This window comes from Lysinibacillus sp. KU-BSD001 (assembly GCF_042920265.1).
In the GTDB taxonomy this organism is placed as follows: Bacteria; Bacillota; Bacilli; order Bacillales_A; family Planococcaceae; genus Lysinibacillus_B.
In genome coordinates, this window is sequence record NZ_JBDQZI010000002.1 from 167126 (window position 1) to 181794 (window position 14669).

The window sequence follows — 14669 nt, forward strand, 5'->3', positions numbered from 1 at the left end:
GGGACATTCCCTGAACAAAGTTAGGTATCCCCTTGTTTGACATTACCTAAACAAAAATGTAGACAAAGTCAAACTTGGACTTTGCCTACATTTCTTGCTATTCAAATCTTATACGATGTGAGGAAAGAATATGGCAGCGAGTTTACTTCTCGTCATCCACAAACTCATCGAAATCGTCAGCTTCTTCCTCTTCCTCTTCCTCGTCCTCATCTTCAATAATGAATTCTTCTTCCTCTTCTGGAATGAGCTCTTCATCGATTTCTGCATCGATATCTTCAATATCTTCTTCTACAAAGTCGAGTGAATCATCTTCTTCGATTTCATCTTCTTCGTCTACAAACTCATCGAAGTCTTCATCGAATGAGATATCATCTTCATCCAGTTCAAGGATTTCCTCTTCATCATCCAGTACCGCTTTTGATTTTTTCTTACGCACTTTTACTGTTGGTGCTGTTTCTTCTTCGATTGTTTCTACTTTATACCATTCGCGTAAACCCCAACCGCTCTCATGGTTTAATAAGAAACGACCATCAACATTCATATCTGTATAAAATTGTACAAGACGAGCTTTAATCTCCTCATCTGAATAACCATTTAAATTTTGAATGGCTTTTACTAAATCATTAAATAAAATGGCTGATTTACGTTCTTCTAAAACTGCGTATGCTAAATCAATTAACGACTCTTCTGCTAATTGTTCTTTTGTCATTTCACGAAAGTTCAAATCGTGCACGTCCTTTCTTTGATTACATTACCTAAACATAATACCCATTATATACAAACTTAATAGTACTATGCTAGTTTCATTTGTTGTTTTTTATTTTCTGACATTCTTTGATGCCTACGTAAAATAAGAAAGCAGACAAAATTAGCAGTGGAACGGACGCTAATTGCTCATTATACAAAAAGAAGGTGGCGACCAAACAACCAAGTATTATGATATATCTCATATATTGCATCATCTGTGCCACCTCCTTGCTGTCTTTAAAGCTAGTATACAAAATTAGCGAGAAATCGTCGTGTAAAAGAAAGCGCGTAACTAGCTCATTATGGAGAAGAAGTCGTTAAGCGAGCATTTTTCTAATCAAACTAGATTTTTTTGTAAAAATAAATTCACACTTTTCGAGTAAACTTACATATTACGGCGATATTGCCCGCCCACTTCATAAAGCGCTTGCGTAATTTGCCCAAGACTTGCTACTCTTACAGTCTCCATTAACTCCGCGAAAATATTACCACCCGTAACTGCTGCTTGTTTTAAACGGTTAAGCGCTTGATCAATCTGTGCTACATTGCGCTCTTGGAATGCGTGTAAGTTTACAATTTGTGTATCTTTTTCTGCTTTGGATGCACGGGCAATTTCCATTGAATCAATCGCCTCATCGGAAGCTGGATTTGGATTTAAGTACGTATTTACGCCAATAATCGGCAGTTCGCCTGAATGCTTTAAGTGCTCGTAGTACATCGATTCTTCTTGGATTTTACCACGCTGATATTGCGTTTCCATCGCACCAAGTACCCCACCGCGATCATTCATCCGATCAAATTCAGCAAGCACTGCCTCCTCTACTAAATCCGTTAACTCCTCCATAATGAAAGCCCCTTGCAATGGATTTTCATTTTTCGATAAGCCATGCTCTTTTGTAATAATCATTTGAATGGCCATCGCACGACGTACCGACTCCTCTGTCGGTGTCGTAATCGCTTCATCATATGCATTTGTGTGTAACGAGTTACAGTTATCTTGTAGTGCCATTAACGCTTGTAGTGTTGTACGAATATCGTTAAAGTCGATTTCTTGTGCATGCAAGCTTCGACCGGATGTTTGCACGTGATACTTCAGCTTTTGTGAGCGCTCATTAGCACCGTATTTATCTCGCATTGTTACGGCCCAGATGCGACGTGCGACACGACCAATCACTGTATATTCAGGATCTAGCCCGTTTGAGAAGAAGAACGATAAGTTCGGTGCAAAATCATCTATATGCATGCCACGACTTAAATAATACTCTACATACGTAAAGCCGTTTGCAAGAGTAAAGGCTAGCTGCGAAATCGGGTTGGCGCCAGCTTCCGCAATATGATAGCCAGAAATGGATACAGAATAGTAGTTACGCACTTTATGGTCGATAAAGTACTGCTGAATATCGCCCATCATACGTAGTGCAAATTCTGTACTGAAAATACATGTATTTTGCCCTTGATCCTCTTTTAAAATATCCGCCTGTACTGTCCCACGCACGACTTGCAATGTCGCTTCACGTGTTTCTGTAAATTCTTCTACAGTTAATGTGCGACCGAGCTCTTGTTCACGCTTTTTCACCTGCTGATCAATCGCTGTATTCATAAACATCGCTAAAATAATTGGCGCCGGACCGTTAATCGTCATGGATACTGATGTACTCGGTGCACATAGATCAAAGCCATTATATAACTTTTTCATATCATCTAATGTGCATACATTTACACCCGATTCGCCAATCTTCCCGTAAATATCAGGACGAATATGTGGGTCCTCTCCGTAAAGCGTAACCGAGTCAAAGGCCGTCGATAAACGTTTTGCATCATCATCCTTCGATAAATAGTGGAAGCGTTTATTTGTACGCTCTGGTGTTCCTTCCCCCGCAAATTGACGCTTCGGATCTTCCCCTTCACGCTTGAACGGGAATACCCCGGCTGTATATGGGAATGAGCCCGGTACGTTTTCAGCGTATACCCAGCGTAAAATCTCGCCGTAGTCTTTATATTTTGGCAATGCCACTTTCGGAATTTTTGTGCCTGATAATGACTTTGTTTTCAAAATCGTGCGAATTTCTTTATCACGAACCTTTGTGACAAGCTCATCACCAGCATACGCTTCTTTTAATGCTTGCCAGTTATTTAAAATCGTTTTCGATTCCTTTGTTAATTCGTCACGAACACCTGTAATGAGCGAATTTAACGAAGCAATTAGTGCTTCCTCTGTCGTAGGTAATTGCTTTAACGTTCCCTCTAGCTGATAGAGCCTACGTGCTAGCTCTACCTGCTCTGCTGCTTTTTTATGATAACCGCGCACCGTATCTGTAATTTCACGTAAATAGTAACGACGTTCATTCGGAATAATGACATCTTGCTTTTGTGTTTTTACGGATTGTTCGTATGATGTATGCCAATTGTAATCAAATTTTTCATTGATTAAACGTACAAGCGCTGCAAATAGCGAGTTCGTTCCTTTGTCATTGAATTGAGAGGCAATTGTACCATATACCGGCATCTCATCTAAATCTGTCGTCCATGCTTCACGTGAACGTTGCATTTGTTTTTGCACTTGGCGTAGTGCATCTTCAGAACCTTTACGCTCAAACTTATTGATCGCAATAATATCTGCATAATCAATCATATCGATTTTCTCTAGCTGCGTCGGTGCACCAAACTCACTTGTCATCACATACATAGATAGATCCGTATACTTTGTAATTTCAGCGTCCCCTTGCCCGATACCACTCGTTTCTACGATGATTAAATCATAGCCTGCCGCTTTTACGACATCAAGCACATCACCAATCGACGCAGATAACTCTGTACGCGATCCACGTGTCGCTAAGCTACGCATATATACACGCTGATTGAAAATCGCATTCATACGGATACGGTCACCGAGTAAAGCGCCTCCTGTTTTTTGTTTTGTCGGATCAACCGAAAGAATCGCCACTTTCTTATCAGGAAACTCTTGTAAAAATCGACGAATTAATTCATCTGTTAAGCTTGATTTTCCGGCGCCCCCCGTTCCTGTAATTCCTAGAACAGGTGTATGTTTCGAGTTCGCACGTGCCACTTGCAGTAATGGTGCGACATCTTCTCCCCCTATTTCAGCTGCTGTAATTAAATTCGCTAAAATTTCAGGTGCATCTGTCGAAAGCTTTTCGAGTTTCTCTAGATAATCGCCTGCTAATGTAGAGAAGTCTGCTCCTTTTATTTTTTCGTTAATCATGCCTTGTAAACCGAGACGACGACCGTCTTCTGGCGAGAAAATACCGCTAATTCCGTACTCGTGCAATTCTTTAATTTCGCGAGGTAGAATTACGCCCCCACCGCCACCGTAAATTTTAATATGTGGTGCGCCTTTTTCACGTAGTAAATCGTACATATACTTGAAGTACTCCATATGCCCACCTTGATAGCTCGATACAGCAATTCCTTGTGCATCTTCTTGAATGGCTGCATTGACCACTTCTTCTACTGAACGATTGTGCCCTAAGTGAATGACTTCTGCCCCACTCGCCTGTAAAATGCGGCGAATAATGTTCACAGATACATCATGTCCGTCAAATAGACTGGATGCTGTCACAAAACGTACGTGATGTGTAGGTTTATATACTTGCACTTTGTTTTCAACTGTCATCTCCGCTTTTGTTTCTACTTGTGTTGTCATATTGAACTCCCCTTTGCTTTGTAAAATATCCCTTTGTTGATGCGCTCAGCACCCCTACTGAGCATGAAGATAAATGTAAATAACACCGCCAATTGCCACATAATGTATGCAATTAACGGTGTTACTTCTAGTTTCTAAAATGCAAAACGCCGTTTAAAAACAAATTCGTTTGCAGTTCAATATATTCTTCAATTGTGTAACGGTGTTTCATCGCCCATTTTCGGAATGCCCACGACTGTCCCTGAACGGCTAAGTGATTCGCTGCAAGAAACAGCTCTTTTTCGTTCAGGTCTAGGACACCGTTCTCTACACAATCCGCTATCATTTTTTGAAAAATCGCAACCATTTCAAGTTCTTTACTTAAAACATATTGCATGGCTTCTTTCGGCAAAGATTTTGTTTCTTGATACATGATCGTAAATTCATCCAGCATGTTATCAATAAGAAGAAAATATTGGCGAATGGCTTCTTTCAGAGACTCAATGGTCCCTGGTTTGGTCGGAAAATGAGAAAGACGATCTATTACTTCATTAAAAATGCTATCACATACTAAATACAGCACGTCTTCCTTCGTACGAATATATTCATACAGTGTACCGATACTAAATCCTGCAGCTTTGGCAATCTCTCTTGTTGTCGCTCGATGAAAGCCTTTTTCGCGAAATAAATTAACACCTGCTCGGATAATTTGTTTACGACGAATCTCAATAAGGCTTTCATCTTTGACAGATGTTTCTACATGAATCTTATCTGTCATGTACTACTTTGTCAGCATACGCGAAATTACAAGGCGTTGAATTTCTTGTGTACCTTCGTAAATTTGCGTAATTTTTGCATCACGCATGAAGCGCTCTACCGGATAGTCTTTTGTATAGCCGTAACCACCGAAAATTTGCACAGCTTCCGTTGTGACACTCATCGCTGTATCTCCCGCCATTAATTTTGCCATCGCAGAAGCTTTTCCGTATGGAAGGTCATTCGATTCTAACCAAGCTGCTTGATACGTTAGTAAACGTGATGCTTCTGTTGCTGTTGCCATATCTGCAAGTTTAAATGATACCCCTTGATTTGCTGCAATTGGCTTACCAAACTGCACGCGCTCTTTCGCATAATCAACCGCTGCATCTAGAGCTCCTTGTGCAATGCCAACCGCTTGTGCCGCAATCCCGTTACGACCACCGTCTAATGTTTTCATCGCAATCACGAAACCTTCTCCTTCTTCACCAAGAAGGTTTTCTTTTGGTACACGACAGTTTTCAAACATAATTTCTGTCGTTGGCGATGAACGAATCCCTAGCTTCGATTCTTTCTTCCCAACAGAGAAACCTGGGAAATCAGCTTCTACGATAAATGCTGATGTGCCCTTATGCTTGGATTCTGGATCTGTTACCGCAAATACAATGTAAATATCTGCAACCCCACCATTTGTAATGAAGATTTTTGAACCGTTTAATACGTAGTCATCGCCGTCTTTTACAGCGTATGTTTTCATCCCACCAGCATCAGATCCTGAATTTGGCTCTGTTAAGCCGTACGCACCAATTTTCGTACCTTCTGCCATTGGTCGAAGATACTTTTGCTTTTGCTCCTCGTTACCGAATTTATAAATCGGCCAGCCTGCAAGAGACGTATGCGCTGATAATGTTACCCCTGTCGATGCACATACACGCGAAAGTTCCTCTACTGCGATACAATATGCTAAGTAGTCAAAGCCTGCACCACCGTATTCTTCTGGCCACGGAATCCCTGTTAATCCTAACTCCGCCATTTTATCAAAAATAGCACGGTCGAATGTTTCATTTTCATCACGTTCTGCTGCTGTTGGTGCTACTTCATTTACTGCAAAGTCGCGAATCATTTCACGTAATTGTTCGTGTTCTTCTGTTAATTGAAAGTTCATTCTCCAAATCCCCTTTTTGTTAAAATGAATTGTATAATAGTAAGGTCTTACAAGCCTTTGACTAACTCATCAAATGCTTACTAATCACAATGCGTTGAATTTCCGATGTACCTTCGTAGATTTCCATCACTTTCGCATCACGGAAATAACGTTCTACTGGATAATCTTTCGTGTAGCCATAGCCACCGAAAATTTGCACAGCTTCTATCGCTACATCCATCGCTGTTTTAGAAGCAAATAATTTAGCCATCGACGCTTCCTTGCCACATGGCAGACCTTTTGAACGAAGATCGGCTGCACGGTATACAAGTAAACGTGCTGCTTCAACCGCTGTTGCCATATCGGCTAATTTAAATCCTACCCCTTGATTTGCAACGATTGGCTTGCCAAATTGTACACGCTCTTTTGCGTAATTTGTTGCGGCTTCGAGTGCAGCTTCTGCTGTCCCTAGTGCTTGTGCCGCAATACCGATCCGTCCAATATCTAAATTCGCCATTGCAATCTTAAATCCTTCTCCCTCAACGCCAAGCAAGTTTTCAGCTGGTACAATCATATTTTCAAACGTTAGCTGTACTGTACGCGAACCGTGAAGTCCCATTTTATGCTCATCTTTACCGATGATTAATCCAGGTGTTCCCTTTTCCACGATAAATGCGGACACACCGCGTGTTCCTTGTTCTGGATTTGTCGACGCAAACACAATGTATACATCAGCCTCGCCACCATTTGTAATGAATACTTTCGAACCGTTAATGACGTAGTTGTCGCCGTCTTTTACAGCACGTGTTTTTAACGACCCTGCATCACTACCTGCACTTGGCTCTGTTAAACAAAATGCACCTAAATATTCACCGCTTGCTAATTTTGGTACGTACTTTTGCTTTTGCGCATCGTTACCAAAATATAGAATCGGGTTTGTTCCAACTGATGTATGTACAGAAAGGATCACCCCTACTACTGCACTGACTTTAGATAACTCATGAATGGCAATAATATAGGATGTGAAATCCATCTCTGACCCGCCAAGACTTTCTGGTGCCGTTGTGCCCATTAAGCCAAGCTCACCCATTTTCTTCAAAATATCACGAGGAAACTCTCCCTGTTCCATGCGCTCAACAAATGGTTCAATTTCTGTTTGTGCAAAATCGCGTACCATTTGACGAATCATATCTTGTTCTTCTGTAAAACGTAGTTCCATGATGTGCACCCCTTATTCGTAAACGTAGAAACCTCGACCTGATTTTTTCCCTAACCAACCTGCTGCCACATATTTACGTAGTAATGGACATGGGCGGTATTTCGAATCGCCAAGCCCTTCGTGTAAAATCTCCATAATATAAAGACATGTGTCTAAGCCAATAAAATCAGCGAGCGTTAACGGTCCCATCGGATGATTCATACCGAGCTTCATCACATCATCAATGGCCTCTTTCGTTGCAACGCCTTCATACAGTGCATAAATTGCTTCGTTAATCATCGGAAGTAAAATGCGGTTCGCAACGAAACCTGGGAAGTCATTTACTTCAACTGGTGTTTTATCAAGCTTATATGTCATTTCTTCCACCGCTTGATAGACTTCATCTGCCGTTGCTAAACCACGAATAATTTCCACTAGCTTCATGATCGGTACCGGATTCATAAAGTGCATACCAATGACTTTTTCTGGACGTTTTGTGACTGCTGCAAGTTCGGTAATTGGTAAGCTCGATGTATTCGTAGCTAAAATCGCTTGCTGTGGTGCAATCTCATCTAGTTGCTTAAAGATAGATTGCTTGATTTCCATGTTTTCAACCGCTGCTTCAATCACAATGTCGACATCTGCTGCATCCTGTAAATCCACCGACATCGTGATGCGATTTAAAATCGCTTGTTTCTCTTCTTCTGTTTTGCGACCTTTTTCTACATCACGTGATAAGTTCTTTGTGATTACCCCTAAACCACGCTCGAAAAATTCTCGTTTTATATCATTTAGTTTTACATCAAAGCCAGCCTGTGCACATACTTGTGCAATCCCTGATCCCATTTGTCCTGCACCGATGACCATTACCTTTTGAATTGCCATTGTTATTCATCCCCTTTGACTTCAATCATGACTGCATCCCCTTGACCGCCACCTGAGCAAATTGCTGCAATGCCGATCCCGCCACCACGACGTTTTAATTCATACGCTAATGTTAAAATGATGCGCGCACCGCTTGCCCCGATTGGGTGTCCAAGTGCGACTGCCCCACCGTTTACATTTACTTTCTCTTCTGTAAGCCCTGCGATTTGATTACTTACAAGGGCAACTGCTGCAAATGCTTCGTTGATTTCCACTAAATCAATGTCATCAATCGTTTTGTCTGTTTTCTTTAACAGCGCATTAATGACTAATCCCGGTGTTTGTGGGAAGTTTTTTGGCTCTACCGCAACCTCTGCATGGGCCACAATCGTTGCAAGTGGTGTACGCCCTTCTTCTTGAGCACGTTTCTCGCTCATAAGTACAACTGCACAAGCACCGTCATTAATCCCTGGTGCATTCCCCGCTGTAATCGTACCATCTTTCACGAATGCTGGACGTAGCTTTGCAAGTGTTTCCACAGAAGTGTCTGGTCGAATTGATTCATCTGCACTAACAACAATCGGCTCACCTTTGCGCTGCGGAATTTCTACTGGCACGATTTCTTCTGCAAACTTCTCACGTGAAGCTTCCGCTAACTGATGACTCCGTGCAGCCCATTTGTCTTGCTGCTCACGTGTCAATTCGAATTCGTCTGCCGTAGCATTCCCGTAAATACCCATATGCGGATTTTTCGGATCAAACGCACAAGAAAGTCCGTCATATACCATGCCATCCACTACACTTGCATCCCCCATACGGAAGCCAAAGCGACCTTTTGGTAAATAATATGGTGCATTAGACATCGATTCCATTCCACCAGCTACAATGACTTCCTCTTCTCCTAAACGAATCAGCTGATCGCCTAACGTAATACTGCGCATGCCGGAAGCACACACTTTGTTAATCGTTTCTGTTTTCACATGCCAAGGAATATTTGCTTTAGCTGCCGCTTGTCTTGAAGGAATTTGTCCCTGCCCGGCTTGCAACACCGTTCCAATAATGACTTCTCCCACATCATTCGGATGAATATTTGCTTTTTCCATTGCCGCTTTAATGGCAATCCCACCTAAGTCACTTGCTTGTAAGTTTGTAAATGCCCCACCAAATTTCCCAAATGGCGTACGTGCACCGTCTAAAATAACTGCTTTATTCAATCTTCAACACCCCTTTGTTTAGATTGTGTTTATGTATTTGTTTCGCCGTCGACTGAACGCTCGCTCAGTTTAACTGCAAAAAAATAACAAAACCTATTTGTATAAAATATACTAAATAATTCGAACATTTTCAAATACATTTTTTAAAATTTTTGAAATTTAATAATTTATGAAGCTTAAAACTTGGATAATTTTGCTATATTGATTATATGATAGTTTCAGGAGGGATAAACATGAATTTAAAACGTAGCGTTATAATGATGATATGCTGCCTTTTTTTATGTAGTTTTACATTGCCTGCTAGTGCAAAGACAGATATTGCTTTTAATGAGCAGTGGAGTCGCACACTTGACTATAGCTTATACACAGCGATGTCAACATCGACAGGTGATATATTAACTATTAGCTATACAGCCGATGAGGAACAATTGCTTTTTGATTTTTATAAGTTACATCGTGATAGCGGGAAAATTCAAAAGAAACTTTTACTAAAGAGCGGTTATGTATTCCCGTTTAAGTCTGAAGATGGACAAGCCTATTTAATGTTTTATGATACAAAGCTAATGAGTCTAGTATTGTATGATGAAAACTTAGAAATTGTGTGGTCGCTTGAAGATGAAAATTACCTCATGTATTTAGAACAAGCGATGTTCTGGGACGTAATTGATGGGCAATTTTATTTTTATGATGGGGTCAACCTTGTACCGATGCTTGGGTTTAATTTATTAGGAGAAGAATTGGTATTTCCTGCAATTGTGTATGAGCGTCCTACGTTAACACCTTGCGTCGGTGAAGATTTCTGTCCAGAGTTAGCTACTGTTGATGTAGATATTAAAGATCCAGTACGTAATATCAACCAAACTGTAACACTAGAGCCTCATTTCCCAAAAGATCACATCGTCAATTTCGTTTCCGTATTCGTTTATAATTGGGAACGTTATTTTGATGCGATTTCTTATGACAAAGTGGACTTTAGTCAACCAGATCGCTATATGATGTATATTAATTCCGTTCATAAAACAGATGATACACAGATGACACACCGTTTTATCGAATTTAATGCACAAGGACAGATCGTGAAGGAAATTGAATTTGGAAAAGATGAGCTCTATTATGATTTCTTCTCAACAGGAAATCGCTTTGCTTTTTCCTACGATGATCAATATTTGCTACTGAATTTAGATACGATGCAACTATCTACCACAACGCTCGATAGTGACATCGCTTATTCGTCTGATTACGAATATCCAACTTATTTGATGACGGATCAATCTTTTTATTTATTTGATGAAGGGTATGCACTTGGTAAACAATTTGCTCGCCAGCACGACGAACGAGATTTATTGACACTGTTAAATGACTACGTATTGTTGCATAGCTTTAATAAATCAGTATCCACTGTAGCTTATAATCCAAAAACTGCGCAAATCGTTGGTCACTTAAAACAGGCGATTCATTTTCTTGATGTCGTCGAAACAGGAAACATTTTAGCACATGGCTATAATGCAAAGGATTATTCTTACACGCTAACGATGATACATCCCTCTACATTACAAGCATATGAGAAAAACAAAACATGGACTATCACATTTAGCCAACCCGTTGACCCCCGCTCACTGAACGAGAATACGGTGTATGTCGTCAATGCAGCAGGTGAACGAGTGAATGGTTTAACCTTTTCAAGTGAAGGGAAAAAAGTATTTGTACATGCCCCAGATCAAGGTTATACATCTGGCGAAATGTATACGCTTGTGATAACAGATGCGATTAAATCTACTAATGGACGGACTGTAACAAGTGGGAAAACAATCACATTTACGGTTAAATAGATGGTTTGTCTATTAATCACTCGGGTTTGTCTATTAACTTAAATCTTTTGTCTATTAATGATCCAAGTTTGTCTATTATCTCAGCTAAAATGAAAAAAGCATCTACTCATACGATTTCTCGTACGAGTAGATGCTTTTCATTATTTTTGTGTATCCACACCTTCTGCGATTGCAATAGCTTCTTCTACTGCATATACCTCAGATTGCACTGGCTCTTCTGTTTCTTCAATGATGTCGTCTTCTATTGTTTCTTCTTTCGCAGCTTCACCATCTCCAAATACAGCACGCACTAATAGCTCAGCAATGTCGAATGTACCGACTTTATCTTCTACTTCTTTTGCTTTCGTACCATCTTGTAGCATCGTTAAGCAGTACGGACAGCCTGAAGAAATAACGGAAGCATCTGTTGCCAGCGCTTGTTCTGTACGGGCAACATTAATACGATTTCCAACATGTTCTTCCATCCACATTAAACCACCACCTGCGCCACAGCACATACCTGTTTCGCGGTTACGCTCCATCTCCACAAGTTCCACACCTGGAATCCCTTTTAAAATTTCACGTGGTGGATCATATACATCATTGTAGCGACCTAAGTAACAGGAATCATGGAATACAATCGTTTCTTCTACACGGTGATTCATCGTTAAACGCCCTTGTTTAATTAAGTCATACAGCAGCTCAGTATGGTGATAGACTTCACCTGACCAACCGAAATCCTGATACTCATTTTTGAAAATATTGTATGCATGGGGATCGATTGTCACAATTTTAGTTACTTCATTTTTCTCAAACTCTTCGATATTTCCTGTCGCCAACTCTTGGAATAAAAACTCATTTCCAAGACGGCGCGGCGTATCGCCAGAGTTTTTCTCTTTGTTACCTAAAATCGCAAACTTAACACCTGCTTCGTTCAGTAAACGCGCAAAGGATAAGGCAATTTTTTGTGAGCGATTGTCAAATGCCCCCATCGAACCAACCCAGAATAAATACTCGAAACCTTCTCCAGATTTCTTCGCCTCTTTCACAGTTGGAATGTGGATCGACTCATCTAACTCGCGCCAGTTTTCTTTTTCTTTACGGTTTAAGCCCCACGGATTACCTTGACGCTCAATATTTGTCATCGCGCGTTGTGCATCTGGGTTTACTTTCCCTTCTGTCATCGTTAAATAACGACGAAGGTCAATAATTTTATCTACGTGCTCATTCATGACTGGACATTGATCCTCACAGTTACGACAAGTCGTACAAGCCCAAATTTCTTCTTCTGTAATAACGCCACCGATTAACTCGCGGTCATAAATAGACTCAAGCGTACCGCCACCTGCTGCAGCCATTGCTAACTGATTTCCTTGTGTATTATTAAAGAATTGGAATGGCACCCAAGGCTTTTGTTTTGTGACAACTGCCCCCGTGAAAGTTAAATGATCACGTAATTTCACGAGTAAGTCCATCGGTGATAACATTTTTCCTGTACCTGTTGCTGGACACATATTCGTACAACGACCACACTCTACACAAGCATATAAATCGAGTAATTGCTTTTGTGTGAAGTCTTGAATTTTCCCAACACCAAGTGCTGGCATATCTGCCTCATCTTCTGCTTCTTCCAGTGCCGCGAAGTCAATTGGACGTAGTGTCCCTTTACGCTCTAAGCGGTTCACCCCAACGTTGACGATACTCGTAATTAAGTGGAAGTGTTTGCCTTGTGGTACATACACTAAGAATGTTAATAAGATGACTAAATGCACCCACCACATAACGTAAAATACAGCAGCCGCTACTGTTGGTGAAATCCATTGGAATGCCCAAGCAATACTTGATGCGACTGGCTCATAGCCGTTAAAACTATGGTCATGCCAAATTAAACTCATACCGTTACCGATTAATGTCGATGTCATTAATCCACCGATAAAAATCAGTACTAAACCATTTTTCCAGCCGCGCTTTAAGCGGACGAGCTTTTCAATATAACGGCGATAAAATGCGCCAAATACAGCAACTAAAATAACGACGGCAACAATTTCTTGGAAGAACGTAAAGAACCCATAAAGCCCACCTAATGGTAAATGAGAGCCAGGTGCTAGCCCTTTCCAAATTAAATCAATCGCGCCGAACTGGACCATTAAGAAGCCATAGAAAAATAGAACGTGGATTAACCCCATCTTCTTGTCTTTTAATAGCTTCGATTGACCGAATACTTTTTCGACTAAATCACTAATACGTTCGCTCAATTTCTGTTCGAACTCTTCTTTTCTCCCTAACTGAATAAACTGATAGCGTGTTTTTAATAAGTATGCAAATAACCCTAACGCATACAAAATAACCGCAATTGTAGCTACCCAGTTCACAATCAATAGTGTATTATTCACTACAAATCCCCCCTAAGCAAGTTACACTAAGATGATTACTCCCCTTCTACTGATTCATCATCTCCATCATAACTTACTATAAATAAATTATATTTCCATATTAATACTATTAGTATTATTGTAGATATGAATGAGCATTCAGTCAACAGTTTTTCATCACAAACGTCAGAAAATTTTGTATATAACAATTAAACAATATCATTCTTATTTAGAGAAATTCTATACCTTTTCGAGAATATCCTGCTAACTAACGTTAAAAATTTTCGTTTTTTATAAATACAAATAAAAAAACCTCTCAAAATGCATTGAGAGGAGAATTACTATTTATTTAAAAACATCGCCACTGCGAATGTATTCTACATCCGAAATCTTTAAGCGGAAGTTCACGACACGTGCTGCGGCAAATAAATAATCCGATAAACGGTTTAAATATTTTTGCACAACCGGTGATACATCCTCGACTTCGCGCATTAATGTGACTGTTTGACGTTCTGCACGGCGCGCAATGGTTCTCGCCATATGAAGCGTTGCTGCTGCTGGAGCACCACCTGGCAAAATAAAGCGCTTCAGTGCAGGCGCCTCTTCTGAAAGCTTATCGATCCGCTTTTCCATGACTTCGATTGGTGCTTCTGTTAGCTTATACACGCGATTTTTCATCACATTGGCTAAATCGCCGCCGCCATCAAATAACTCATGCTGAATCGCCTCAAGATCTTCTAAAAGATCGGCAAAAATTCCTTTATCTAACTCTGACACAGCTTTGCCAATGACGGAATTTAACTCATCAATTGTCCCGTAGGCTTCCACTCGCGCATGATCTTTATCCACACGCCCTCCGATAATACTTGTTTTTCCTGTATCACCTGTTTTTGTGTAAAGCTTCATCCCCATCACCCATTTCT

General features: G+C 40.5%; 10 protein-coding genes. 1 reads left to right on the forward strand and 9 read right to left on the reverse strand.

The features are described from left to right. Positions 1-142 precede the first annotated feature (142 nt). From rpoE to AAGS61_RS04100, 7 genes are all read right to left on the reverse strand, one after another. Positions 143-724: a DNA-directed RNA polymerase subunit delta gene (gene rpoE, locus AAGS61_RS04070; RefSeq protein WP_391367701.1), complete on the reverse strand. Its 582-nt coding sequence runs from the start codon at positions 722-724 to the stop codon at positions 143-145. A 408-nt stretch (positions 725-1132) separates the two neighbouring features. Continuing rightward, entirely contained in the window at positions 1133-4381 is a 3249-nt protein-coding gene (icmF, locus tag AAGS61_RS04075) for a fused isobutyryl-CoA mutase/GTPase IcmF (RefSeq protein ID WP_391368322.1), read from the reverse strand. 157 nt (positions 4382-4538) lie between these two features. Further along, positions 4539-5168: a TetR/AcrR family transcriptional regulator gene (locus tag AAGS61_RS04080; protein WP_391367704.1), complete on the reverse strand. Its 630-nt coding sequence runs from the start codon at positions 5166-5168 to the stop codon at positions 4539-4541. Between the two features lie 3 nt (positions 5169-5171). Further along, positions 5172-6311: an acyl-CoA dehydrogenase gene (locus AAGS61_RS04085; RefSeq protein WP_391367707.1), complete on the reverse strand. Its 1140-nt coding sequence runs from the start codon at positions 6309-6311 to the stop codon at positions 5172-5174. 61 nt (positions 6312-6372) lie between these two features. Further along, positions 6373-7509, reverse strand: a complete 1137-nt coding sequence (locus tag AAGS61_RS04090; protein WP_391367710.1) for an acyl-CoA dehydrogenase — start codon at positions 7507-7509, stop codon at positions 6373-6375. Positions 7510-7521: 12 nt separating this feature from the next. Next, positions 7522-8373 carry a 3-hydroxybutyryl-CoA dehydrogenase gene (locus AAGS61_RS04095; RefSeq protein WP_391367713.1) on the reverse strand — a complete coding sequence of 284 codons (852 nt, stop codon included), beginning with the start codon at positions 8371-8373 and terminating at the stop codon, positions 7522-7524. A 2-nt stretch (positions 8374-8375) separates the two neighbouring features. After that, positions 8376-9566: an acetyl-CoA C-acetyltransferase gene (locus AAGS61_RS04100; protein ID WP_391367715.1), complete on the reverse strand. Its 1191-nt coding sequence runs from the start codon at positions 9564-9566 to the stop codon at positions 8376-8378. Between the two features lie 233 nt (positions 9567-9799). On the opposite strand from AAGS61_RS04100, the gene AAGS61_RS04105 reads away from it, so the two are divergent. Next, on the forward strand, positions 9800-11395 hold the full coding sequence (locus tag AAGS61_RS04105; protein WP_391367718.1) for an Ig-like domain-containing protein: 1596 nt from the start codon (positions 9800-9802) through the stop codon (positions 11393-11395). Positions 11396-11535: 140 nt separating this feature from the next. Here the strand turns inward: AAGS61_RS04105 and AAGS61_RS04110 are convergent, their stop codons facing one another. Together AAGS61_RS04110 and AAGS61_RS04115 are read right to left on the reverse strand one after the other, a co-directional pair. Continuing rightward, on the reverse strand, positions 11536-13767 hold the full coding sequence (locus AAGS61_RS04110) for a (Fe-S)-binding protein (RefSeq protein WP_391367721.1): 2232 nt from the start codon (positions 13765-13767) through the stop codon (positions 11536-11538). A gap of 324 nt (positions 13768-14091) precedes the next feature. Further along, on the reverse strand, positions 14092-14652 hold the full coding sequence (locus AAGS61_RS04115; protein ID WP_391367724.1) for a cob(I)yrinic acid a,c-diamide adenosyltransferase: 561 nt from the start codon (positions 14650-14652) through the stop codon (positions 14092-14094). Between the last annotated feature and the right edge of the window lie 17 nt (positions 14653-14669).